We start from the raw sequence: 24816 nt of genomic DNA on the forward strand, positions 1-24816 counted from the left end.
ACCGGACTCGGCTGCAAAGAACTGCCGCCGGAGCCGCGCTTCGCTCCGGGATGACCTGCCGGCGGCATCCCACCGCGAACGCGGCATCCGGACCGGTGTCAGCCAGCCGAAACGCGCGACATCAAGGGCAACGGCAGGCTCCGCGCAGGCCGGGAGGGTCTCCGGCGCTTGCTCCGCGAAGCACATTCAGATGCCGAGGATCCGGCCGCCCTCAACGCCAGGGACCGCCCACCATGAATCAGCAATATGACCTTCCGGACGGCATTTTGCCGGCCCGGATTTGCCGGGCCGGCGCGCGGTCATACCATTGACGCTCCTGGTCGGCGGGCGAGGCGGGATGGGCGGGGGTTCATCCGGGCACGACTGCTGGAAGTCGAGGTAGATGCGCCGCGCATGGCGTTGCGCCTTGCCATGGTCACGGCGGATTTTGTGGTCACGGCGGAAGGCTTTCTCTCCCGGCCAATAGTTGCGGCGCTTTGCCGGGTCACGCATTGCCGCCAATTCCGCACGACTGAAGAAAGAGAGTTGCGACATGGCGGATGCCAGCAAAGGATCACTGCGAACCATTTCGGAGTTGCCACTTTTCGGTGCCGGCAATCGATATCGATGGAGCCTGCCGGACGGGTGCCGGGGATGCGGCGCGACGGTTGAGAGCCTGGGCTGGTGGGTCTGGCCGGCGGCGGGGCGAGGGCTGGGGATCATGCTGGGATAGGTTGGCCGGCATGGCGGATGACAATCGGCGCTCGGTCAGCCTGCGGCGCACGAGCCTGGGACAGTACGAGGTGCGGAACGCGCGCGGCGGGACCATCAGCATCGGGACCGGGGACGGGGCCGAGTTCACGCCGGTCGAGCTGCTGCTGGCGGCGCTCGGGGGCTGCACGGGGGCCGACGTCGACTACATCACGAGCAAGCGGGCGGAGCCGGACGGCTTCGTCGTCCACGTGAGCGGCAACAAGGTCAAGGACGAGGCCGGCGGCAACCGGCTGGCCGACCTGGTCATCGACCTGCACGTCACGTTCCCGGAGGGCCCGGACGGCGACAAGGCCCGCGAGGCGCTGCCCCGGGCCGCGAAGATGTCCCACGACCGGCTCTGCACCGTCTCCCGCACCGTCGAGCTCGGCACCCCGGTCGACACGCGCGTCGCGCCGGAATGACCACGGTCGCGGCCCGCGTGCGATCCGCGGTGGCCGCAGCCGGCTTCGTCGTCGAGGACTTCGTGGAACTGCCGGATCTGCCGCCACCGATGGCGGTGTGGAAGCCGTTCCTCCTCGCCTCGGCCACACCGGCCGCGCGAATCCCTTGCGGCGACCCCGACCACGACGACCAGGTGGACCGCGCCTGGTGGGGGCTCAGCTCGGGTGACGGCACGATGGTGCTCTCCGTCGAGGGCGCCGGCGGCCTGCCTTGGCTGCGGGCTCGAACGAACGGAGGACGGCCGCGCGCCAGTGCGGTGGGACTCCCCGGGCACAGCAAGGGGTTTGCCGCGCTGTCACTCGACGGTCGGGTCAGCACCGCCGTGAGCAGCGAGGAATGGGAGACCTGGATCTTCGCGGGTCAGCCGGTCCGCCGGTCCGAGGGCCCGGCGAGGAGCCGGAGCGGCTAGGGTGCGCGCGTGGCGGAAACTACGGATCTGTCGAGCCCGGCCCTGCGGCGGGAGGCGCTTCGGCGTGTGGACGTGGATGATCCGCGGCCGCACCACGGGATGCTGCGGGAGATCTTCGACCTGGAGCGGGTCTGGCGGGAGGGGCCGGAGATCGGCGAGGACGACGAGTTCGAGCAGATCTATCTGGCCGCGTTCCTGCTCTTCCTGATCGGCGACCCGGCGGATTCGCTGCGGCTGTACGACGCGAAGTTCCGTACGCGTGACATGGATCTGGGAATCGGCTTCGACGCTCAGGCGATCTTCGGGGCGGGGCGGGCCGAGACACTCGGCTGGCTGCTGGAGAACGGGCACGCCGAGGAGCACGCGGAGCTGCTCGAGTGGTTGCGGCCCTGGGAGAACCTGGATCTTGAGGAGTGGGCCCGGTACAAGCGCGAGTACTTCTACTCACCGGACGGCGCCCTGCTGCTGGAGGTTCTGTAGGGCATGCGGCTGGAACTGGTGGCCCTGGTGGTCGACGACTACGACACGGCGATCGCGTTCTTCACCGGAGTGCTCGGGTTCGAGCTGGTCGAGGACTCGCCGTCGCTGACCAACGACGGGCGGGCCAAGCGGTGGGTCGTGGTGCGGCCGCCGGGCGCGCAGACGGGGCTCCTGCTGGCCCGGGCCGACGGCGAGCGGCAGGCCGCGGTGGTGGGCGACCAGACCGCCGGCCGGGTCGGGTTCTTCCTGCGCGTCGACGACTTCGACGCGGCCTACGAACGGATGCGCCGGGCCGGGGTGCGCTTCGTCGGCGAGCCGCGCGAGGAGGCGTACGGCCGGGTCGTGGTCTTCCTGGACATCGCGGGTAACCGGTGGGATCTCCTCGGATCGGGGCGAACCGGCTGATCAGGTCGTTTAGCGTTTGCGGGGATGAGCGTGCGGCCCAGTCTGCTGCTGGTCGGGGTGGCTTTCGTGGCGACGCTGGCCGGTCATTTCACGCTCGAGCGGCTCGGGCTGAGCATTCCGGTCCTGAACGACGTGCGGGTGCTGCTGTTCACGGCGGTCGTGCTCTGTTTCCTGCTCGAGCAGCACCACGCCGGCGACAAGGCGCGGTGGCCGGACCGGGGGCCCGGGCGCGCGCTCTATCCCGTACTGCTGCTGTTGGGTTATCAGACGCTCTCCGCGTCCTGGTCGCCGCGCGGGGCGATCATCGACGACGTGCTCAGCGACCTCATCGCGATGGGGGTCATCCTGATCGTCTACGCCAATCTGGCGGTCTGGGACCGGGATCGGGTCGTCAAGGTCACCTTCGGGTTGCTCTATCTGGCGGGGTGGCTCTACTTCCTGTACGCGGCGTCGGGGCGTGGCCACACCGCGAGCGGCCGGTGGGCGGCGTTCGGCGGCGGCCCCAACGTGTTCGTGCGCGTGATGGTGCTCGGGATCTTCGCCGCCGCGTACTTCTACTTCCGGTACAACGGGCGGCTCGTCTGGCTCGTCGGCGTCCCGCCGTTCCTGGTCGGCGCGCTGGCCTCGGGCTCCCGGGGCGGCCTGGTCGCGCTGGGCATCGCCACGGTGGTGGCGCTGCCGTCGCTGTGGCCGACGATCCGCTCGATGCGTTTCGTCAAGGCCGTCGCGGCGCTGGCCGTCCTGCTCGGCGTGCTGTGGAGCCTGATCGGGGCGATGGTGACCGACCTGCTCAACAACCGGCTGGTCGCCACCACCCTGCAGAACCGGTACACCTCCGACCGGGACGTGCTCTACGAGAAGGGCGTCGAGGTCTTCACCGAGCGCCCCATCTTCGGCTCGGGCGTGCACGGCTTCTACGCCATCACCAACCTCGGCCCGGGCGAGCGATACGTGCACAACCTGCCCTTGGCGGTGGCGGCCGAGGGCGGCGCGGTCGGGCTGGTCCTGCTGCTGTTCGCGTTCTGGGCGCTGCGTACGGAGTACGCCCGGCTCCCGGTGCGGGAACGCTCGCTGGAGAGCCGGGCCGCCGTCTACGCGGGCATCTTCGTGCTCGGCGCCAGCCTGTTCTCCGGCGACTACTACGACGCCCGCTTCATGTGGATCCTGTGGCTGCTGGCCGCGATCCACCCGGTCACGACCGGCGCGGCCCCGGCGATCGAGTCGAGGCGCCGCCGGGTGAACCATCCCGCGGCGCCGTGATCCAGTGGTCGCCGGACCACCCACCCGATGCCACCGTCCGCGGCGATGCCAGCGGTGGCGTCGAGGGGCTGCGCCGGATTGCCTAGATGCTCGCGCAACCCCGGCTCGTCCTTCGCGTCGAGAAGCGTCACGTTTTCCCGGCGTACCGGCGAAGGGGTCCCGGGATGCGGAGGACCGTCGCCGCGGGCGGCGAGAAAGACGGCGACAAAGGTCAGAAGAATTGCTCGCCTCACGTGCGTCCAGACGTTGTCGAGGCTGGTGGCCCGGCGGCTGTAGCGGTAGGCGAAGCTCGCCCAGTAGTTCACGTTGATCCACGACCAGGTCTGGTTGAGCCGGTTGTACCACCAGTTCTCCGCTCCGGTAGCAACCGCGGTTGTGATTCCGGAATATCACTTCAAGGGCTTGTCGCACATTGGCATATGTAATGACGATGTTCGAATCGGCGCGGCAAGATATCTAACAGGACGTGTAACAACACCGAAACGGAGGGTTTCTCAGGTTCGCGCGGGATGGTGGGATGAGACGGCCGCCACACCAGAAGGGAACGCCCGCATGCTCAACCTCTCGATCCTCCTCGAGGACAGCGCCCGAAACTTCCCGGAGCGGGCGGCGGTCGTGCTCGGCGAGCGGCGCCTGACGTACGCGCAGGTCGACGCAGCCGCCAACCAGGTGGCGAACCTGCTGGTCAGCCGGGGCGTCCGGCCCGGCGACAAGGTCGCGCTGTCGTGCCCCAACCTGCCGTACTTCCCGGTCGTCTACTACGGCATCCTCAAGGCCGGCGCGGTCGTCGTGCCGCTCAACGTGCTGCTCAAGGGGCGCGAGATCGCCTACCACCTCAAGGACGCCGAGGCCAAGGCGTACCTCTGCTTCGAGGGCACGCCGGAGCTGCCGATGGGCGCGGCCGGCTTCGAAGGCTTCGGCCAGGCCGACGGCTGCGAGACGTTCTTCCTGATCACCGCCGACCCGGCCGCGCCGTCCCCGATCGAGGGCGCCGAGACGCTGGGGGCGGGTCTCAAAGATCAAGCGCCGGTGTTCGAGGCCGTGCTGCTGCCCGAGACCGACCCGGCGGTCATCCTCTACACCAGCGGCACGACCGGGCAGGCCAAGGGCGCCGAGCTCTCCCACTCGAACCTGCTGCTCAACGCGCTCACCTGCAACCGCCTGTTCGGCAGCCCGGTCGGCACCGACACGCATCTGCTGGTGCTGCCGCTGTTCCACTCGTTCGGCTCGAGCGTGAACATGAACGCCGGCTTCGCCACCGCCTCCACGCTGGTGCTGCTCCCCCGCTTCGACGCCGCGGCCGCGGTCAAGCTGCTGGAGAGCGAGAACGTGACGTTCTTCGCCGGTGTGCCGACGATGTACTGGGGCCTGCTCAACGCGCTGACCGACGACGTCGACGTGGAGCGGATCGCCCGCAACATGCGGGTCGCGGTCTCCGGCGGCTCCAGCCTGCCGGTCGAGATCATCAAGGAGGTCAAGGAGCGCTTGGGGGTGACCATCCTGGAGGGGTACGGATTGAGCGAGACCTCGCCCGTGGCCACGTTCAGCGACCCGCACAGCGATCCCCGGCCCGGCTCGATCGGCATCCCGATCTGGGGCGTCGAGGTGAAGCTGATCGACCCGGAGTGGAACACGATCGAGGGCGCGGACGAGATCGGCGAGATCGCCATCCGCGGCCACAACATCATGCGGGGCTACTACAACCGCCCCGAGGCGACCGCCGAGGTGATCCGGGACGGCTGGTTCCGCAGCGGCGACCTGGGCCGGCGCGACAAGGACGGCTTCTACTACATCGTCGACCGGGCCAAGGACATGATCATCCGCGGCGGCTTCAACGTGTACCCGCGCGAGATCGAGGAAGTGCTGATCACCCACGAGGCGGTCTCGCTGGCCGCGGTGATCGGCGTGCCGCACCCCAGTCACGGCGAGGAGATCAAGGCGTTCGTGATCCTCAAGCCGGGCGCCACCGCGACCGAGGACGAGCTGGTCGCGTGGGGCAAGGAGCAGATGGCGGCGTACAAGTACCCGCGCGTGGTCAGCATCGTCGAGTCGCTCCCGATGACCGCGACCGGGAAGTTGCTCAAGCGCGAGCTGAGTTAAAAAGACTTGCGCCGATGCAGCACAGTGGGACCGCACAACAGCATCCGGGACGGGGGAAAGCTTGAGCACTGCGTTGGCCACCCGGCCCGAACCGCCGGGCCTGTTCAAACGAGTCGGTAACCTGCGGCACACGTCGCCCGGCCGGCTCAAGCTGCTGCTGGCCACGCTGCTGACCCTCGGGCTGCTGGCCGGCCTGGTCGCGACCGTGGCCGGCCAGTCGGCCCGTTCCGGCACCGACGACCTGGGCCGGCGGGCCCAGCCGCTGCTGGTCGAGGCCGAGACGATCTACTCGGCGCTGGCCGACGCCGACACCACCGCGGCCCAGGCGTTCCTGGCCGGCGGGCTCGAGCCGGCCTCGCTGACCCAGCGCTACGACGACGACCTGCAGCGGGCCTCGACCGCCCTGACGTCGGCGGCCCGCCGCACACCGGACGACGCGGTGCGCACCCTCTCGGCCGGTGTCGCCGAGTACTCGGCGCTGGTCGCCACCGCGCGGGCCAACAACCGCCAGGGGCTGCCGGTCGGCGCGTCGTACCTCTCGGTGGCCTCGAAGCTCAACCGGGAGACCCTGCAGCCGCAGGCCCGGGCGTTGTTCTCCACCGCCCAGTCCGAGGTCAACGACGGCTACGGCCGGGCCGCCGCGCTGGGCTGGATGCTGTTGCTGTTGTTGCTCCTGGCCGGGCTGGTCGTGGCCCTGCTCGGCACCCAGCGCTACCTGAGCCGGCGGACGCACCGCACGTTCAACGTGCCGCTGCTCGCCGCGACCGCGGTGACCCTTGTGCTCGTCATCGGCGCGTTCGGCGTGATCGTCAATCAGCAGCGCCACCTCGACCGGGCCAAGAACGAGGGCTCCGGCCCGATCGCCTCGATCGCCGAGAGCCGCATCCTCGCCCTGCAGGCCCGCGGCGACGAGGCGCTGACCCTGGCCGCGCGGGGCAGCGGCGCCGCCTACGAGGCCGATTTCGACGCGGTCAGCGACCGGCTCACCGTGCGCGGCGGGCCGCTCGTCAACTCGTACGGCGCCCTCGATCCCGAGCTGGGCCGGGTGATGGACCGGGCGGCCGAGTCGTTCCGGCAGTACGTGAAGGCGCACGACCAGGTGCGGGCGCTCGACGACAACGGCAGCTACGACGGCGCGGTCGACCTGGCCATCGGCTCGAAGACCACGCAGACGTTCGAGAGCCTGCGCAGCGACCTCGACTTCGCCCTGGAGGACCGCAAGGCGGCCTTCACCGGCGAGATCGGCGCCGCGTCGGGCGGGCTCGGCCTGCTCACCGTCCTCGGCCCGCTGATGGCCCTGCTGATCGCCGCCCTGGCCTACACCGGGCTGCGACCGCGACTGGAGGAGTACCGATGATCCGCCGGACCGTCGCCGGCGCCACCGCCGTCCTGCTCGCGATCGGCCTGGCGGCCTGCTCGGCCGACTCGTCGCCGCTGCCCGGCGGCATGGCCACCCAGCCGAAGATCGATCAGGCCCCGGCCGGCGCGCCCGCCCAGGGCGCCCCGGCCGCGCCGGCCTGCAACGCGCGGGCCAGCCTGCGCCCCACCGGCGCCCTCCCCCAGCCGGGGAGGATGCCGGCCGGCAGCTACATGGCCGAGATCCAGAAACGGGGCCGGCTGATCCTCGGCACCAGCCAGGACACGCTGCTGTTCAGCTCGCGCAACCCGTTCACCGGCCAGATCGAGGGCTTCGACGTGGACATGGGCCGGCAGATCGCCGCCGCCATCTTCGGCGACCCGGGCAAGCTCCAGATCAAGGTCATCGGGTACGACCAGCGCGTCTCCTCCGTGGTCAACGGGAGCGTCGACATCGTCGCGGACACCATGACCGCGAACTGCGAACGCTGGCAGGACGTGAACTTCTCCAGCGTCTACTACGAGGCCGGGCAGAAGGTGCTCGTCTCCACCAGCTCCCAGGCCAAGTCGATCGAGGACCTCGGCGGCAAGAAGGTCTGCTCGGTGCAGGGCTCGACCTCGTTCGACAACATCAGCAAGGTCAAGTCCAAGCCGGTCCCGGTGGCGCGGTCGGCGTTCGGCGACTGCCTGGTCGCGTTCCAGCGCAACGAGGTGGACGCGGTCACCACCGACGACACGATCCTGGCCGGGATGGCCGCCCAGGACCCGTACGCCAAGGTCATCGGCCCGCGGTTCACCGAGGAGCCGTACGGTATGGCGATGCCCCGGCAGCACAGGGAGTTCACCCAGTTCGTCAACGCGGTCCTCGACCAGAACCGCGCCAACGGCACCTGGACCAGGACGTACGAGAAGTGGCTGGGTGACTTCGGGGCCGCCCCGCAGCCGCCGGCGGCCCAGTATCGATGACGGCTGGGTATCGATGATGGCGCCGACCTATGCCGCGGCCGAGGCCGAGTTGCTCCGCCTGGAGACGGCGGTCGCGGCGATCTCCACCAACCTCGTGGACCTGGACGACAACCCGGCCCGCAAGGAGCTCGACCGGACCCGGCTGACCGGGCGGACCGCCGCCGCCTGGGCCGACGCCTCGGACGCGCTGACCCGGCTGTGGGACGGCTACCGGCTGCTCACCGACCTGATCACCCGGGCCCGGTCGATCAGCGGCCAGCGCCGGATCAGCGACGCCGAGCGGGCCGGGTTCGTGCACGAGGTGCTCGGCGAGTCGATCACCCTGTCGACCGAGGTGGTGCCGCTGGCCCAGCGCGGGCTGCTCGGCCCCGGGCACGTCACCACGGTCTGCACCCCGGCCGAGCTGCTCTCGGCGATGGAGCGGGCGTTCACCACCGCCGTCGCCGTGGCCACCCGGGCCGGCGAGGTGTGGGACAAGATGCTGCCCGCGGCCGCCGACGCGGCGGCCGCCCTGGAGAACGTGCGCCGGCTCGGCGGGGACGCCGTCACCCTGGCCGAGGCCGATCGGCGGCTCGGCGCGTTCACGGCCACCCTGGCCGGCGACCCGCTGTCCGTCGACGAGAAGGACCTGCAGGCCGTACGCGTCCTGATCGACCGGGCCGACGCCGAGCGCACCTCCGCCGCCGAGCTGCGGTCGGCCCTGGAGCAGCGGCTGGCCGACGCGCGGCGGTTGCTAGCCGACCTAGCGAGCGCCGCCGGCGCGGCGGCCAAGGCGGAAGAGGCCGCGGCCGACCGGTTCCTGCCCCGCGACCTGTTCGTCGTCGGCGGCGGCGACCTGCGGCCCGACCTGGCCGCGATCGAGGCCCTGGCCGGGGCCGGGCACTGGTCGCTGATCAGCCCGCGGCTGGCCGACTGGACCCGCCGGGCCCGCGAGCGGCTGGCCGCCCTGCGCGACGCCACCACCCACAACGCCGGGCTGCTGGCCGCCCGCAACGAGCTGCGCGGGCGGTTGGACGCGTACCACGCCAAGGCCCTCAGCCGCGGCCTGGGCGAGCAGCCGGCCCTGGTCCTGCTGCACGACGCGGCCCGCACCGCCCTCTACACCGCACCCTGCGACCTGACCACGGCCCGCGCCGCCGTCAACGCCTACCAGGACGCGCTCACCGCCACGATCGCGAGGAACTCCCGATGAAGTGTCAGCGCAACTGCCCCGGGACCATCGAGGACGGCTACTGCGACACGTGCGGGATGGCGCCGATGACCGCGCCGGTCACAGCGCCGTCGGCGGTCGCCTACAAACCGGCGCCGGTACCCGTGCAGCGCACCGCGACCACACCGACCGGGCCGTCGGCGCGGACGGGGGCGCTGTCGACGCGTACCGGCGGAAGCGGGCGCGCCGGCAGCTCCCGGACCGGCTCCCGGCGCCGCTTCGGCGGCGGCCTCGTCGAGGTCGAGCCCATCGTGCAGGCCGACCCGTCGACCGCGGTGATGGCCACGGCCGAGGTGCCGGAGGACAAGCGGTACTGCGCCAAGTGCGGCAACCCGGTCGGGCGGACCCGCGGCGACCGGCCCGGGCGCTCGTCCGGCTTCTGCCCGAGCTGCGGCGAGCAGTTCAACTTCACCCCCAAGCTGGTCAAGGGCGACCTGGTGGCCGGGCAGTACGAGGTGGTGGGGCCGCTCGCGCACGGCGGCCTGGGCTGGATCTACCTCGCCGTCGACAAGAACGTCTCGGACCGCTGGGTGGTGCTCAAGGGCCTGCTCAACTCGGGCGACGACGACGCGCTGGCCGCGGCCGTGGCCGAGCGGCGCTTCCTGGCCGAGGTCGAGCACCCGAACATCGTCAAGATCTACAACTTCGTCGAGCACGACGGCGCCGGCTACATCGTCATGGAGTACGTGGGCGGCGAGTCGCTCAAGGGGATCCTCAAGGAGCGCCGGCCCGATCCGCTGCCGGTCGACCGCGCGCTCGCCTACCTCCTGGAGATCATGCCGGCCTTCGGCTACCTGCACGACCGGGGCCTGATCTTCTGCGACTTCAAGCCCGACAACGTGATCCAGTCGGGTGACCAGATGAAACTGATCGACCTCGGCGGCGTCGTGCGCTTCGACGACATGGACGCGGCCATCTACGGCACGGTGGGTTATCAGGCGCCCGAGATGGCCACGGCGGGCCCGTCGATCGCCTCGGACCTTTACACCATCGGCCGTACGCTGGCCGTGCTGACCACGGATTTCCGGGGCTACCAGAGCACGTTCAAACATTCGCTGCCCGACCGCGGCGAGTTCGAGGTCTACCGCCGGTTCGAGTCGTTCTACCGGCTGCTGCAGCGGGCCACCCGCACCGACCCGGCCGAGCGGTTCGTCGACGCGGGTGAGATGACCGAGCAGATGCTGGGCGTGCTGCGGCAGGTGCTGGCCGCCGACGGAGCTCCCCGCCCGGCCACCTCGCGGCTGTTCACCGGCGAGATGCGGACCGACCTCAAGTCGGACGCGCCGCGCTGGCAGGACCTGCCGACCCCGCTGATCGACCTGGCCGACCCGTCGGCGGCGTTCCTGGCCTCGGTCACGGTGACCGACCCGGCCGAGGTCCTCGCGCTGCTCAAGGGCGCCCCGGTCACCACCCTGGAGGTACGGCTGCGGGCGCTGCGGGCCGAGATCGACCTGGGCGAGCGCAACGGCTACTTCGACGACGCCCGGGCCGCGCGGGACGCGCTGATCCGCTCCGAGGGCGCCGACTGGCGGGTGGCCTGGTACGACGGGCTGCTCGGGCTGGCGGTCAAGAACTACCAGTACGCCCGGGAGCGGTTCGACGCCGTGTACTCGGCGCTGCCGGGCGAGCTGGCGCCGCAGCTGGCGCTCGGGCTGGCCCTGGAGCTGGCGGGCGACCCGGCCGCGGCCGGCTACTACGACGTGGTGAGCCGCACCGACCCGGCGTACACGGCGGCCGCGGCCGGGCTGGCCCGCTGCCGGCTCAGGACGGGCGACCGGGCCGGCGCCGTGGAGGCGTACAACCGGGTCCCCGGCACCTCCGCGGCCTATCGCAGCTCGCAGGTCGGGGCGGTGCTGGCCCTGGTCCAGTCGCACCCGACGGCGGCCGCCGACGTCGACTCGCTGGCCGCGGCGGCCGCGCTGATCGAGCGCCTCGAGGTGGAGGCGGCCCAGCTGGCCGCGCTCCGGGTCGAACTGCTCGAACAGGCCCTGGAGACCATCAAGGGCGGGGCCAAGCTGCCGGCGGCCGTGCTGGGCGCGGCCCACACGGGTGAAGTGCGCGAGCGGGAGGTTCGGTTCGCGCTCGAATCGGGGTACCGCGAGATGGCCCGCGCCGCGCACGGGCCGGACAAGATCGCGCTCGTCGACCTGGCGAACGCGGCCCGCCCCCGGACGCGCACGTGAACGGCGTACTCTCTGCAAATTTGCACCACTACGACGGCGAGGCCCGATGACGATGACCGAGTGCGCCTCGTGCGCCGATGAGCGCGCCGCCGGCGCGGCCTTCTGCGAGAGCTGCGGACGGGCGCTGGCCACCGGGCCGGCCTGCCCGCACTGCGGAACGGCCGGGGCCATCGGCGAGGACGGCTACTGCGGGCAGTGCGGCATGCTGGCCGTACGGCCCCGCGACCACCTCGAGGTCGACGCGGGCGAGGTGGCGGCGGCCGTCACCGACCGCGGGCACCGGCACCACCGCAACGAGGACGCGATGTGGCTGGCCACCCGCGGGACCGACGTCGACGTGGTCGTCTGCGACGGGGTGTCGTCGTCGTTCGACCCGGACGTGGCCTCGGCGACCGCGGCCGGCACGGCCGGCGAGCTGCTCGCGGACGCGGACGAGGTGGGGGCGGCCATCCTGGCCGCCAAGCAGGCGGTGGCCGAGCTGGCGGCCGACGGTGACCCGCGCCGGGCGGTGTCCAACCCGGCCTGCACGATCGTCGCCGCCGTGGTGCGGGGGCCCGAGGTGACGTACGGCTGGATCGGCGACAGCCGGGCCTACTGGATCCCCGTCGACGGGCCGGCCGAGCAGCTCACCGAGGACGACTCGTGGGCCACGCACGTGATCGCCCTCGGCGTCGATCCCGAGGTGGCCATGCGCGACCCCAAGGCGCACGCGATCACCGGCTGGCTCGGCGCCGACGCCGGCTCGGTGCAGCCCCGCTCGGCCTCGTTCACCGTCACCGAGCCCGGCCATCTGGTGGTCTGCAGCGACGGGCTGTGGAACTACCTGACCGACCCGGCCGCGTTCGCCGCCGCCGTGCGGACCGGGTTGCACGAGCACGGCACTCTGATCGATGCCGCCCGGTACCTCACCGACTACGCCAAGAACGCCGGCGGCGCCGACAACATCACCGTCGCCCTGGTCCCCGTCCAGCCCCTCGTCGTCACTCAGGAGTAGGGATGTCGTACACCGCCGAGGCCTTCCAGAACGAGTACCTCGCGCTCGGCGCGGCCGAGGTCAACGCGATCGTCACCGTCACCTCCTCCGGCGCCGAGGGCGGCCGCCGCACCTCCGGCGCCACCGAGATCATCATCGTCGACGCCTCCGGCTCCATGCAGGCCGAGGGACGCATCAGCGCCGCCCGCCAGGCGGCCAAGGCCGCGGTGGCCTGCATCGACGACGGCGTGCACTTCGCGATCATCGCCGGGGTCGGCACGGCCCAGCAGCTCTTCCCGGCCCCCGGCCAGCTCGCCGTGGCCTCGCCGCAGACCCGCAACGAGGCGTCCTGGTCGATCGACCGCCTGCAGGCCAGCGGCGGCACGGCCATGGGGGCGTGGCTGCTGCTGGCGGCGCAGCTGTTCGCGCAGCGGCCCGGCGACATCTCGCACGCGATCCTGCTCACCGACGGCGACAACGGCGAACGTCAGGGCTATCTCGAAAGCGTGCTCGACTCGATCGCGGGCCGCTTCACGGTCGACTCCCGCGGCGTCGGCACCAACTGGAAGGTCTCGGAACTCCGCAAAATCGCCGACTCGATGCTGGGCACGGTCGACATCGTGGCCCAGCCGGCCGGCCTGACCGCGTCGTTCGAGCAGATGATGACCAAGGCGATGGGCAAGACCAGCGCCGACGTGCAGCTGAAGGTGTGGACGCCGGTCAACGCGACGGTCCGCTTCGTCAAGCAGGTCGAGCCGCAAGTGGCCGACCTGACCGGCAAGCGCGTGGCCGACGGGCCGCGGGCCGCGCGCTACCCGCTCGGCTCGTGGGGCCAGGAGAGCCGCGACTACCACATCTGCGTCGACGTGACCCCCGGCAACGCGGGCGACGAGATGCTGGCGGCGCGGGTGTCGATCGTCGAGGGCGACACCGTGCACGCGCAGTCGCTGGTCCGCGCGGTGTGGACCGACGACACGGCGCTGTCGACCCGGATCAACCGGCAGGTCGCCCACTACACCGGGCAGGCCGAGCTGGCCGACGCGATCCAGGCCGGCATCGAGGCCCGCAAGGCCGGCGACGACCGCACGGCCACGTTGAAGTTCGGTCGGGCGGCGCAGCTCGCCCACGCCAGCGGCAACACGGCGACGGAGGAGCTGCTGGCCACGGTGGTGGAGATCGAGGACGCGGCCACGGGCACGGTCCGGCTGAGGCGCAAGGTGGCCGCGGCGGACGAGATGGCCCTGGACACCCGGTCCACCAAGACGGTGCGGGTGGGTCGCGGCCAGTGACGACGTACGCCTGCCCCAAGGGCCACGCCTCCGAGACCGACGACTTCTGCGACACCTGCGGCGCCAAGATCGCCGGCGCCGGGCCTGGCCTCGGCTCCGGGCTGGGCTCCGGCGGCGGGCCGGGCTCCGGGCTGGGCTCCGGCGGCGGGCCGGGCTCGGGGCTGGGCTCGGGCGGCGGGCCGGGCTCCGCGGCCGGCTTTGACGCCGCCCCCAGCGGGACCATCGACGTTTCGTCCCTTTCGTCCGCACCGGCGGCCGGGGGGACCCCGTGCCCCAACTGCGGCACCCCGCGGGCGGGCGTGTCACGCTTCTGCGAGGACTGCGGCTACGACCACAGCACCGGCCGCGTGCCCACCCTGGCCGTGCCGGAGGCCGTCGCCGCCGCCCCCACGCAGGGCTGGACCGCCACCATCGAGGCCGACCGCAAGTATTTCGAGGAGAACGCCATCGAGGGCATCGAGTTCCCCGCGACGGCCGCCTCCCGCACGATCCCCCTGCCACCCCCGCAGATCCGGATCGGCCGCAAAAGCACCTCGAAGGGCACCCACCCCGAGGTGGACCTCTCCGACGACGACCCCGGCGTCTCCCACAGCCACGCCCTGCTGACCCTGAGCGTCGACGGCGTCTGGCTGGTCTCCGACCTGGGCTCCACCAACGGCACCTACGTCAACGACGAGCAGTCCCCCCTGACCGCCGGCGACTCGCGGGCGCTGAAGGACGGCGACCGCGTCCACGTCGGCGCCTGGACCACCCTCACCCTCCACGCCCCCACAACCTGACCCCACCCGGCACGCCCCCTGCCAGTCCACCAGCACCGCCCCACCACCCACCGCCGGACCGGCAGGGCCCAGCACCTGACCAGCGTCGCCCCATCACCCGACTCATCTCCAGCACGGCTCCGCCCGCGACACCTCACCCCCGCCCGGCCCCGCCCGCGCCGTCCTGACGGCTCGTCCGCCCAGGCCGTCCTGACTGCTCGGCCCACGGCCCCCGCTGTGCGGAACCGACGCCCCCGCCCGCGCCGTCCTGACGGCTCGCCTGCTCGTGCCGCCCTGGTTGCTCGGCCCACGGCCCCCGCTGTGCGGAACCGTCACCCCAGCCCGGCCCGCCAGCGCCGTCCTGACGGCTCGCCCGCCCAGGCCCCGTGCGGAACCGACATCCCCGCTGCGCCGTCCTGACGGCTCGCCCGCCCCGGCCGTCCTGACTGCTCGGCCCACGGCCCCGCTGTGCGGAACCGACGCCCCAGGCCGGCCCGGCTCCGCTGGCGCCGTCCCGACGAATCGCCCACGGCCCCCCAGCGCGGACCCGACACTCCCGCCCGGCCCCGCCAGCGCCGTCCTGACGGTCGCCTCGCGGCCACGCGGCGTTTCGGACTGGCCGGGCGGGTTGCAGGGCGGCTTGTTCGCTCCGGGGGCGCGACGGTCGGGTGACATGTGGTGGGAGGTGGCGGTGGGGACGGGATTCGGTCGGGCAGGATGGCGTTGTGGAGACGGATCTTCAATTGGCACAGCGGGCGGCTCTGACCGGGGCGGCGGTGGCCCTGCCTCATTTCGCGGCTCTGGCCGAGCTGCCGCGGGAGCTCAAAGCGGACGGGTCGGTGGTGACGGCGGCCGATCGGGCGGTGGAGGCGGCCGTCCGGGAGGTGCTCGGCGAGGCGCGGCCGGGGGATGCCGTCCTCGGTGAGGAGGAGGGCCAGACCGGGTCGGGCGACGGCCGCCGGTGGATCATCGATCCGATCGACGGGACGGCGCTGTTCGTGGCCGGGGACACCCGCTGGCTGATTCTGATCGCGCTCGAGGAGCACGGCGAGATGACCACCGCGGTGGCCGCCCACCCGGCCCAGGGCAGCCTGTGGTGGGCGTCCCGCGGCGCCGGGGCCTTCGAGGGACGCATCGTCGGCGGCCGCGTCGTCGCGGACACCCCGATCAGGGTCACCGCGTCCGGGGACGGGGCGCTGGAGGGCAGCCGCTTCGCCGTCGTGCCGGAGGAGTGGGGCAGAGAGCTGGTCGCGCCGATCAAGGCCGTGACCCCGGCGATCCCCTGGCCCATCCACCCGGCCCTGATGATCGCCCGGGGCGACCTCGACGTGGCCGTGCAGACCGGCGGCCAGATCTGGGACTTCGCCGCCACCTCCCTGATCGTCCAGGAGGCCGGCGGCTCCTACAGCCGCATCGACGGCCAGCCCACCCCCGGCTCCGGCGCCTCCGTCTACGCCCGCAACGACGCCCTGCGCCGCACGGTCGTCGACCTGGTCAACACCCCCGACCCGGTGGGCTGACCACCCGGGGATGATCGCGCTGCGGGCAGCGCCCGAACGCGCGGGACCAGGAATTCGCAAGGCGGCACCCTAGGGCACAGCACTCGGTCACGCTTAGAACGGCGACCGTGGCCGCGGACGCACGGTTCGCGCGGCGTCGACCGAAGGTGCGGACTGAAGGTCTCGCTGGGTTGCGGCACTCGCGCGCAAAGTGACCGCCCCGCGGGGTGGCACCAGTCGCGCGGACTCACGGTCTCGCCGCAAGGCGGCATTCCAGGATGCGGACTCACGGTCTCGCGAGGTGGCAGCACTCGCGCGTCCTCGAGGTCTCGCCGGGTGGCGGCACTCGGTCCCGCGGACTCACGATCCCGCCGCAAGGCGGCATTAAATGGCGCGGACTCGTGGTCTCGCGCGGGGTGCAGCTGAGGGGTGCGGGCCGCGGTGGTGGTCCTCCACGTCCCGGGCGATGATCACCAAGGCGACCACATCGAACTCAACACATGGAAGACTTCCCTCCTATGACGACACCGCAGCCGGACCGGCCCTCGACCACCCAGCCGGACGCCACTCCCCCGGCGTCGTCGCCCGCGAACGAAGCCGGCCGCTCGTCCACACCGGCCGCTCCGACCGACGCCACCGCCGGGCCGGCCCACGAGCGGACGCCGTCATCCGGCGCGGCGCCCTTCTCCGAGTGGGCCCGTCCCGACCCCGCCACCTCAGCGGCACCGGAGCCGGTTTCGACCCCTCCGACTCCGAGCCCGATCCCCTCGGCTGCGGACCCGGCGGCTCCTTCTTCATACTCCGCGGCTGCAGGTCCAGACTCTGCGGCTCCGGCTGCGAGTTCCGCGGCTGTGTCTCCGGCCGTGACGGCTCCCGTCCCAGCGGAGACCGCCGCCGGTTCGGTCGGGGCGGGCCCCGCGCGGTCCGGCTGGGAAGCGCCACCGACGTGGTCCGGTGCGCCCGCCCCGGAAGACCACCTCGCCGGCGCGGAAAGCCAGTACCTAGGGGAAGGCCAATTCCCCGGGGCGGAAAGCCGGTACCCCGGCGCGGGAGACCAATACCCCGGCGCGCCCGGTCGAGCCGCGGGCGGTTCCGATCACTTCAACTCGGCGCTCGGTCACTTCGGCAGCGGGCCCGGGCCGGGTGGCCACTACCCGCCGGGGCCGGTCGCCGGCGGCCAGTTCGCCGGTGGGCCGTCCTACCAGGGTGAGGCGCCGCGCAGGCGTACCGGCGTCTTGCCCTTGGTGTTGACCGGAATCGGCGGTGTGCTGGTGGGGGCCCTCGTCATCGGGCTCATCTGGGCGGCCGGCTCCAAGCTGGGCGGCACGGACTCGAACGCGGAGGCCGACGCCCAGGCGGCCTGCGGGGTCTTCGAGCGGCTGCCGGGGACCTGGACGCGGGAGAACTACCAGATCACCAACATCAACCGGATCGCCGGGGCGTTCGCCCTGGCCTCGTCGGCGGCCAAGGAGGACAGCCGGTACCAGCCGCTGTCCGACGCTGCCCAGCAGGCCCACCAGGCCGCCCTCACGTTCCAGTTCGACATCCTCGCCATCCGGATCCGGGACGCCCGCAACCAGTGCGACAAGCTGTGACTCGCGCTTAGATGGCCGGATGGAGATTCTCGCCGGCCCGGCCATCACCGAACTGCCCGAGCGGCCCACCGTGGGCATCCGGCTCGGGACCCCGTTCCGCGGCATGTTCGCCGTCCGGGACGAGCTCATGCGGGAGCTGTACGCGTGGCTCGACGACCACGGTCTGAAGCACGGCCTGACGTTCTTCCGGCTGCACGTCGTCGACATGGAGGGCCAGATGGAGATCGAGGTCGGCGTGGTCACGGACGCGCCGGTCGACCCGGCCGCCCTCGATCAGCCCGGCGAGGACACCGGCCGGGTCGCCGCGGGGGTGCTGCCCGCCGGCCGGTACGCCACGATGACGTACGTCGGGCACGGCCGCCGGGCCAACGGCCACCTCATCGACTGGGTCCGTGCCGGTGAGGAGACCTTCGACTGCGTCGAGGACCCGGCCGGCGATCGTTTCGGCTGCCGGTACGAGGCCTATCCGACCGATCCCCGTACCGAGCGCCTGAAGACCAAGTGGCAGATCGAGCTGGCCATCCGCCTGCGGGACTGACGGGGTATTCTGGCCGACTTTGATCGTTCCGGGAGGTTGAGATGGCCGAGTTTCCGCCAGAGATCACGCAGCGCTTCGAGGGCACCCCCGAGCAGAACGCGACCGCCCTGGTCCGCGAGCCCCCGAAGGGCTGGCGGCCGATAGCCATCGAGGATTACGACCCGGCCTGGGCCGAGCGGTACGCCGCGACTTGCTCCTCGCTCCGTGAGATCCTCGGCGACCAGATCCTCGGGGTGGAGCACGTCGGCTCGACCTCGGTGCCGGGGCTGCCGGCCAAGGCCATCGTGGACATCGATCTGACCATCGCCGACACCGGCGACGAGTCGCGGTACGTTCCCGCGCTCGAGGCGGCCGGTTACTTCCTCATCCTGCGTGAGCCTTGGTGGTACGGCCATCGCATGCTGGTCGACGCCGAGGAGGACATCCACTTGCACGTCTGGCCGCAAGGTGCCCCGGAGGCGACCCGGCACCTGCTGTTCCGCGACTGGCTGCGCACCCACCCGGAGGACCGGGACCTGTACGCCGCGACGAAGCGGCGCCTGGCGCTCGAGACCGGGCTGGGCCGCGGCTACACGATGGCCAAGAGCGACGTCATAGACGACATCTTCGGCCGGATCTTCACGGCCGGGCCGTCCGCAGGGCGCTGAGCACCGCGGTGATCTCGGGTCGCGGGGCGGCCGGGCGGCGTACGGCCGCAGTGATCCTCCGGGTCACCGAAGGTGACAGCGCGCGGGTGACCACCCGGTAGCGTGGGTCGATCGCCAGCCGCGGCAGCAGGGCGATCGACCCGCCGTTCTCCACGTGCTGCAGGGCGAGCATGTAGTTGTTGAAGCGGCAGATCACGGCCGGCTCGAAGCCGGCTTCCCGGCACAGGCGAGTGCCGAGCTCGGACATGTACGAGCCGTCGACGTCGAACGTCCAGCGCTGGTCGGCGCAGGCGGCCAGCGGTACGGCGTCGTGGGCGGCCAGCGGATGGGACGGCGGCAGCACGAGCACGACCTCGTCCGAGCCGATCGGGACGAGGTCGATGGCCGGGTCGAGGGAATGGCCGACGTAGTCGGTCGTGGTGATGATGACGTCGGCGTCGCCGCGGCGCAGGGCCGGCATGCTCTCGTGCGGTTCGAGCTCGAGCAGCACGACGGTGACGTCCGGGTGCTTCTTGGACAGATGGAGGACGGCCGGCGAAGCAAGCGCGTGCACCGCGCTCTGGAACGCCGCCAGCCGGACCGTGCCGGCCGGTTCGTCGGCCAGCCCGCGCAGCTCGGCCGAGGCCGCGTCCATCAGGGCCAGGATCTCCCGGGCCCGGCCGGCCAGCAGCACCCCGGCCGCGGTGAGCCGCACGCGGCGCCCGGTGCGCTCCAGCAGGGCCGTCCCGGTCTCCCGTTCCAGCGTCGCGAGCTGCTGCGACACGGCGGACGGGCTCAGGTTGCCGCGCTGGGCGACGGCGCGCACCGTCCCGTACGTCGCCAGGTCGGCCAGCAGCCGCAGCCGCCACGGGTTGAGGGTCACGACCGGAGACTGTACGGCTTTGCTTAACAGCACCGGCGAAAATGGGAAATGGACGCGTTCAGCAAAGAGTGGCAGCGTCGAGGCCATGGACGACTTCTGGGGCGACGCCGAGCGTCATCTGATCCGCTACAACGGCGCCGGGCGCTTCGTGCCGGAGATCATCGCCGGGGCCGAGGGCAGCTTCGTCCACACCGAGGACGGCCGCCGCCTGCTCGACTTCACCTCGGGGCAGATGAGCGCGATCCTCGGCCACTCGCACCCGGCCGTGGTCGCGACGATCCAGCGCCAGGCGGCCACCCTCGACCACCTGTTCAGCGGCATGCTGAGCCGCCCGGTGGTCGACCTCGCGCGCAACCTGGCCGCGACGCTGCCCGAGCCGCTGAGCAAGGTGCTCCTGCTGACCACCGGGGCCGAGTCGAACGAGGCCGCGATCCGGATGGCCAAGCTGGTCACCGGCCGCCACGAGATCATCTCGTTCGCCCGCTCGTGGCACGGCATGACCCACGCGGCCGCGGCGGCCACCTACAGCTCGGGGCGCAAGGGGTACGGACCGGCCGCGCCGGGCAACTTCGCCATCCCCACGCCGAACGCGTACCGCCCCGACTTCACCACGGCCGGCGGCGAGCTCGACTGGCGGCGGCAGCTGGAGTTCTCGTTCGAGATGTTCGACGCGGAGTCGGTCGGGGCGCTCGCGGCCTGCATCGTCGAGCCGATCCTGAGCTCGGGCGGCGTCATCGACCTGCCGCCGGGCTATCTGGCGGCGCTGCGCGACAAGGTCCACGAGCGGGGCGGGCTGCTCATTCTGGACGAGGCCCAGACCGGCTTGTGCCGGACCGGCGAGTGGTACGCGTTCGAGCGCGACGGGGTGGTTCCCGACATCCTCACGCTCTCCAAGACGCTCGGGGCCGGGCTGCCGCTGGCCGCGGTCGTCACCACGCCCGAGATCGAGGAGACGGCCCACGAGCGTGGCTTTCTGTTCTTCACCACGCACGTGTCCGATCCGCTGGTCGCCGCGGTCGGGAACACTGTGCTGGACGTGCTGAGCCGGTTGGATCTGGCGGAGCGGGCGGCCGAGCTCGGAGCGTACCTCCGCCGGGGTTTGAACGATCTGGCCGAGCACCACGACGTGATCGGGGATGTCCGCGGGCGAGGGCTGCTGGTGGGGTTGGAGCTGGTCGAGGACCGGGTGTCCAAGAAGCCGGCCGACGAGCTGGGGCAGGCGGTGACGCGGCGCTGCCTCGAGCTGGGCCTGCACATGAACGTGGTGCAGCTGCCCGGCATGGGCGGAGTCTTCCGGATCGCGCCGGCGCTGACCGCGACCGTCGACGAGCTCGACCTCGGCCTGGAGATCCTGGACAAGGCTCTTACTGATATTCGGTAGCCGGATGTCACCACGGCGGGGAAGATCACCGGGTGCCGCTGCATGAGGACGAGATTCCGGTCTCCGAGGCGATTGTCCGGTCGCTCATCGTTGCGCAGTGCCCGCAGTGGGCCGATCTGCCGCTCTCCCCGGCCGGCGGCGGCACCGAGAACACGATGTACCGCCTGGGATCGTCGCTGTTGGTTCGGTTGCCGCGCAGTGTCGGCCGGGCGGCTCCGCTGTTGACCGAGCAGCGGTGGCTTCCTGTTCTGGCGCCGCTGTTGCCGTTGGCTGTCCCGGCGCCTTTGTATGCGGGCCGGCCGTCGTCGGCGTACCCCGCCGCTTGGTCTGTTCTTCGGTGGATCGAAGGTGCGCCTCCCGCTCAGGGGAACGTCGACGACTGGCGTGCTTTCGGCCGCTCGTTGTCCGAGTTCGTCGGTGCTCTGCAGGACATTCCGGTCGGGGCCGGGCCACGGTGGTATCGCGGTGGCCCCCTCTCGGCCTGCGACGAGTGGGCTCGCAAGGCGCTCGACGACTGCCGCCCGCTGGTCGGCGACACCATCGACATCGACCGGCTTCACCAGGTGTGGGCTTCGGCGGTCGCGCTGCCCGCGCCGACCGCGGCCGAGGTCTGGCTGCACACCGACCTCAGACCCGGCAACCTGCTGGTACGCGGTGGAGAGCTGGCCGCCGTGATCGATTTCGGCGGGTTGTCGATCGGGTATCCCGACGCCGAGCACGCGCCGCTGTGGGACTACCCGCCCGCGGCCCGCCAGGCTTACTGGGACGCGGCCAACCTGGACGACCTGACGTGGCAGCGGGCCCGAGCCTGGGCCATCGTCGTCGGCGCCAGCGGGATCCCGTACTACTGGAAGACGTTCCCGTCGTTCGTGGACGAGTGCCGCCGCCGGCTGGAAGCGATCGCCTCCTCCTCTTAAATACACCACCGCGCGGACGAAAGAAACAGACTGTTTCTTTTACCGGTGGGCCAGAACCATAGGTGCCATGCAATGGACGCCTGACGCAACCATCAAGAACGCGCTCTGGATCGGCGGCGGACAATGGGCCGGCAAGACGACGGTCGCCGGCATTCTGGCCGAGCGGCACGGCCTCGTGCAGTACTACTACGATTTCCACGCCGCCCGCGGTCACGACGACCGCCGGGTCGCGACCGCCGTTCGCCAAGGCACGCCCTATCAGCCGCCGGATTGGGAGAAGGTGTGGATCGGCCCCACCCCCGCGCAGATGGCGGCCGACGTCCTGGCCACGTTCCCCCAATACTTCGAGTGGGTGCTCGACGACCTGCGCGGCATCGGCACGACCCACCCCGTCCTGGCCGAGGGCTGGGGCCTGCGCCCCGAACTGGTCGCCGCCGTCACCGACCCGGCGCGCATGGTCGTCATGGTCCCCACCGATGAGTGGCGCCGGCACCAGCTGACCCACCTGCCCCGCGCCGGCGCCGTCTCCCACCAGGTCAGCGACCCCGCGCTGGCGAACCGCAACCGGGTCGCCCGCGACCGCCTGATCGCCGCCGACGCCGTCGCCTCCGCCCGCGCACTGGGTGTCCGGGTCATCGAAGTGGACGGTTCGCGCCCGGCCACCGCGATCGCCGACGAGATAGCGGACCACTTCCGGCTATAAACGATCCATGAGCGCTACCGTCCGACCCGCCGCCCCGGCCGACCGCGACCTCGTCACCGCCCTGCTGACCCGCTCCTGGGGCACACCGATCATGGTCGCGGCCGGGGAGCAGTTCGACGCCTCCGCCCTGCCGGCCCTGATCGCCTGGCGCGACGACAAGCCCGTCGGTCTGCTCACCTACCGCCTGCACCCCGACGGCCTGGAGGTCGCCACCATCGACGCCTTCACCCGCCACGAGGGAGTCGGCTCGCTCCTGCTGGACGCCGCCATCGGCACCGCCCGAGACCACAACGCTCCCCGCCTCTGGCTCATCACCACCAACGACAACCTCGACGCCCTCCGCTTCTACCAGCGCCGCGGCCTCCGCCTGACCGCCCTCTCCCCCGGCGCCGTCGACGACTCACGCCGTCTCAAGCCCTCCATTCCCCTGCTCGGCGACTACGACATCGAGATCCACGACGAGCTCACCCTGACCCTGGAACTGCGTCCACAATCGCCTTCCGGACAGATTCAATGAGCATCTTTACCAGTTCGGGCCCGTAATTCTTCCTGCCGAGTAGGCCCCCTGAACTGCGAAGGTTCTGGCGGCGGAAAAATCCGCCGACCGGATTCAGGGGGGAACGAGCAATGAATGTCGGAGCGATCCGAAATCGACGGGTACTCGTCCGCGGCGCGGTTCTGGCCGGGCTGGCGACGGTGCCCGCCCTGGTGTTGTCGGCGCCGGCGTACGCCGCGACGGGTACGGCCAAGGTCGGCAACACCATCCAGGTCACCGCGGCCAACAACCGGGCCAACAACATCACGATCACCCGGGCCGGGGCCTTCTTCCTCATCACCGACCTCGGTGACACCCCGGCCGCGGGGGCGGGATGTGCCGTGGCCGGGGCCCGCACGGTGCGTTGCACGGCCGGCGGGGTGGCCCGGCTCGTGGTCAACACCGGCAACCTCAACGACCGGGTGAACAACCTGACCAGCACCGCGTCGCTGCAGAACGGCGGCACCGGCAACGACAACCTGTTCGGCGGCACCGGCAACGACACGCTGGTCGGCGGGCTCGGCAACGACAACCTGTTCGGGCGGGCGGGCCGGGACATCGCCGCGGCCCAGAACGTCGTCGACGGGCGCGACCTGTACAGCGGCGGACCCGGCGTCGACTCGACCCACTACGGCAACCGGGCCGCGCGGGTGCTCGTCTCGCTCAACGGGGCCGCGAACGACGGCGCCGCCGGCGAACAGGACAACAACCTGACCGACGTCGAGGACATCGTCGGCAGCCGCGGGCCCGACAACCTGGCCGGCAACGCGTCGGCCAACAACATCTCCGGCCTGGCCGGCAACGACGTCATCAGCGGGCTGGCCGGCAACGACCGGCTCACCGGCGGGCTCGGCACCGACACGCTGGTCGGCGGTCTCGGCAACGACACGGCCGTGGCCGGAAACGTCCGGGACGGCCGGGACACGTTCAGCGGCGGCGCGGGCGTCGACACGACCGACTACTCGGCCCGGGTGCTGCCGGTCAACGTCTCGCTCAACAACGTCGGCAACGACGGTTCGGCGCCGGAATTCGACAACAACCTGACCGACGTGGAGAACGTCTTCGGCGGCCGCGTCTCGGACACCCTGACCGGCAGCACCGCGCCCAACCGCATGCTCGGCCTGGGCGGCGCGGATGTCATCCTCGGCGGGGCGGGCCCGGACACGCTGATCGGCGGCGCCGGCGGCGACCGCCTGTTCGGCCAGGCCGGCAACGACACCCTCAACAGCGTCGACGGCACCCGCGGCAACGACCGCGACGACGGCGGCCTCAACACCGACCGCTGCGTCGCCGACCTGCTCGACGTGAAGATCAGCTGCGAACTATAAACCCACCCAGCGAGGGCGTGGCCGGCCCCGGCCGCGCCCTCCCCATGCGTGCGTGCGCACGCACTAGCTGTGATGTCCAGCCAGGTTGTTCAACCGGCTGACGGGTGGGTTCTTGCCGATCGCGGTGTGGGGTCGGTGGACTCTTCTATGTCTGTCAAGCAGCCTGCGGGCAAGCGTCCGGCTCGGTGTGGAGCCTTTCGAGGGTCCGATAGAGCTGACGGGCGAGGT

General features: G+C 71.6%; 24 protein-coding genes. 22 read left to right on the top strand and 2 right to left on the bottom strand.

The annotated features are described in order from the left end of the window. Window positions 1–186 precede the first annotated feature (186 nt). Complete coding sequence (locus AB0J66_RS05680; protein ID WP_364655972.1) at window positions 187–567, bottom strand: hypothetical protein; 381 nt, start codon at window positions 565–567, stop codon at window positions 187–189. A 155-nt stretch (window positions 568–722) separates the two neighbouring features. Here AB0J66_RS05680 and AB0J66_RS05685 point away from each other — a divergent pair, with 155 nt between their 5' ends. From AB0J66_RS05685 to AB0J66_RS05765, 17 genes are all read left to right on the top strand, one after another. Continuing rightward, complete coding sequence (locus AB0J66_RS05685; RefSeq protein ID WP_364655973.1) at window positions 723–1154, top strand: OsmC family protein; 432 nt, start codon at window positions 723–725, stop codon at window positions 1152–1154. Further along, window positions 1151–1603 (top strand): hypothetical protein, encoded by a 453-nt coding sequence (locus tag AB0J66_RS05690; RefSeq protein WP_364655975.1) that lies wholly within the window; start codon window positions 1151–1153, stop codon window positions 1601–1603. Before AB0J66_RS05685 ends, AB0J66_RS05690 begins: the two co-directional genes overlap by 4 nt. 9 nt (window positions 1604–1612) lie before the next feature. After that, on the top strand, window positions 1613–2083 hold the full coding sequence (locus AB0J66_RS05695; RefSeq protein WP_364655977.1) for a hypothetical protein: 471 nt from the start codon (window positions 1613–1615) through the stop codon (window positions 2081–2083). Between the two features lie 3 nt (window positions 2084–2086). Next, on the top strand, window positions 2087–2488 hold the full coding sequence (locus AB0J66_RS05700; protein WP_364655979.1) for a VOC family protein: 402 nt from the start codon (window positions 2087–2089) through the stop codon (window positions 2486–2488). 24 nt (window positions 2489–2512) lie between these two features. Further along, window positions 2513–3748, top strand: coding sequence for an O-antigen ligase family protein (locus AB0J66_RS05705; protein WP_364655980.1), 1236 nt, complete (start codon window positions 2513–2515; stop codon window positions 3746–3748). Window positions 3749–4300: 552 nt separating this feature from the next. Next, window positions 4301–5848, top strand: coding sequence for a long-chain fatty acid--CoA ligase (locus AB0J66_RS05710; protein ID WP_364655982.1), 1548 nt, complete (start codon window positions 4301–4303; stop codon window positions 5846–5848). A gap of 61 nt (window positions 5849–5909) precedes the next feature. Next, the gene (locus AB0J66_RS05715; protein WP_364655983.1) at window positions 5910–7205 is read left to right on the top strand and encodes a hypothetical protein; all 1296 of its coding nucleotides are present in this window, start codon (window positions 5910–5912) and stop codon (window positions 7203–7205) included. Further along, entirely contained in the window at window positions 7202–8170 is a 969-nt protein-coding gene (locus AB0J66_RS05720; protein ID WP_364655985.1) for a glutamate ABC transporter substrate-binding protein, read from the top strand. The genes AB0J66_RS05715 and AB0J66_RS05720 overlap by 4 nt, the downstream gene beginning before the upstream one ends. A 16-nt stretch (window positions 8171–8186) precedes the next feature. Next, a complete protein-coding gene (locus AB0J66_RS05725; RefSeq protein ID WP_364655986.1) occupies window positions 8187–9362 on the top strand; it encodes a hypothetical protein in 1176 nt (391 codons plus the stop codon). Then, a complete protein-coding gene (locus AB0J66_RS05730) occupies window positions 9359–11563 on the top strand; it encodes a tetratricopeptide repeat protein (RefSeq protein WP_364655988.1) in 2205 nt (734 codons plus the stop codon). Before AB0J66_RS05725 ends, AB0J66_RS05730 begins: the two co-directional genes overlap by 4 nt. A gap of 46 nt (window positions 11564–11609) precedes the next feature. Then, entirely contained in the window at window positions 11610–12557 is a 948-nt protein-coding gene (locus tag AB0J66_RS05735; RefSeq protein WP_364655990.1) for a protein phosphatase 2C domain-containing protein, read from the top strand. A 2-nt stretch (window positions 12558–12559) separates the two neighbouring features. Beyond that, a complete protein-coding gene (locus AB0J66_RS05740) occupies window positions 12560–13825 on the top strand; it encodes a VWA domain-containing protein (RefSeq protein ID WP_364655992.1) in 1266 nt (421 codons plus the stop codon). Beyond that, the gene (locus AB0J66_RS05745; RefSeq protein ID WP_364655994.1) at window positions 13822–14604 is read left to right on the top strand and encodes an FHA domain-containing protein; all 783 of its coding nucleotides are present in this window, start codon (window positions 13822–13824) and stop codon (window positions 14602–14604) included. The genes AB0J66_RS05740 and AB0J66_RS05745 overlap by 4 nt, the downstream gene beginning before the upstream one ends. Before the next feature lie 704 nt (window positions 14605–15308). Continuing rightward, the gene (locus AB0J66_RS05750; protein WP_364655995.1) at window positions 15309–16103 is read left to right on the top strand and encodes an inositol monophosphatase; all 795 of its coding nucleotides are present in this window, start codon (window positions 15309–15311) and stop codon (window positions 16101–16103) included. A gap of 1223 nt (window positions 16104–17326) precedes the next feature. After that, complete coding sequence (locus tag AB0J66_RS05755) at window positions 17327–17677, top strand: hypothetical protein (protein WP_364655997.1); 351 nt, start codon at window positions 17327–17329, stop codon at window positions 17675–17677. Window positions 17678–17696: 19 nt separating this feature from the next. Further along, window positions 17697–18215 carry a GyrI-like domain-containing protein gene (locus AB0J66_RS05760; RefSeq protein ID WP_364655998.1) on the top strand — a complete coding sequence of 173 codons (519 nt, stop codon included), beginning with the start codon at window positions 17697–17699 and terminating at the stop codon, window positions 18213–18215. 41 nt (window positions 18216–18256) lie between these two features. Continuing rightward, window positions 18257–18862, top strand: coding sequence for a GrpB family protein (locus tag AB0J66_RS05765; protein WP_364656000.1), 606 nt, complete (start codon window positions 18257–18259; stop codon window positions 18860–18862). Here AB0J66_RS05765 and AB0J66_RS05770 read toward each other — a convergent pair. Next, complete coding sequence (locus tag AB0J66_RS05770; protein WP_364656002.1) at window positions 18834–19724, bottom strand: LysR family transcriptional regulator; 891 nt, start codon at window positions 19722–19724, stop codon at window positions 18834–18836. The two genes, AB0J66_RS05765 and AB0J66_RS05770, sit on opposite strands and share 29 nt — an antisense overlap. Window positions 19725–19809: 85 nt before the next feature. Between AB0J66_RS05770 and AB0J66_RS05775 the strand changes: the two genes are divergently transcribed. From AB0J66_RS05775 to AB0J66_RS05795, 5 genes are all read left to right on the top strand, one after another. Beyond that, window positions 19810–21105 carry an aspartate aminotransferase family protein gene (locus tag AB0J66_RS05775; protein ID WP_364656003.1) on the top strand — a complete coding sequence of 432 codons (1296 nt, stop codon included), beginning with the start codon at window positions 19810–19812 and terminating at the stop codon, window positions 21103–21105. A gap of 32 nt (window positions 21106–21137) precedes the next feature. Continuing rightward, window positions 21138–22022: an aminoglycoside phosphotransferase family protein gene (locus AB0J66_RS05780; protein ID WP_364656005.1), complete on the top strand. Its 885-nt coding sequence runs from the start codon at window positions 21138–21140 to the stop codon at window positions 22020–22022. A gap of 67 nt (window positions 22023–22089) precedes the next feature. After that, a complete protein-coding gene (locus AB0J66_RS05785) occupies window positions 22090–22725 on the top strand; it encodes a hypothetical protein (protein ID WP_364656007.1) in 636 nt (211 codons plus the stop codon). A 7-nt stretch (window positions 22726–22732) separates the two neighbouring features. Beyond that, on the top strand, window positions 22733–23242 hold the full coding sequence (locus AB0J66_RS05790; RefSeq protein ID WP_364656008.1) for a GNAT family N-acetyltransferase: 510 nt from the start codon (window positions 22733–22735) through the stop codon (window positions 23240–23242). A 110-nt stretch (window positions 23243–23352) separates the two neighbouring features. After that, the gene (locus AB0J66_RS05795; RefSeq protein ID WP_364656009.1) at window positions 23353–24588 is read left to right on the top strand and encodes a calcium-binding protein; all 1236 of its coding nucleotides are present in this window, start codon (window positions 23353–23355) and stop codon (window positions 24586–24588) included. The last annotated feature ends 228 nt before the right edge of the window (window positions 24589–24816 follow it).

It is taken from the genome of Actinoplanes sp. NPDC049598, assembly GCF_040675435.1.
Lineage (GTDB): Bacteria > Actinomycetota > Actinomycetes > Mycobacteriales > Micromonosporaceae > Actinoplanes.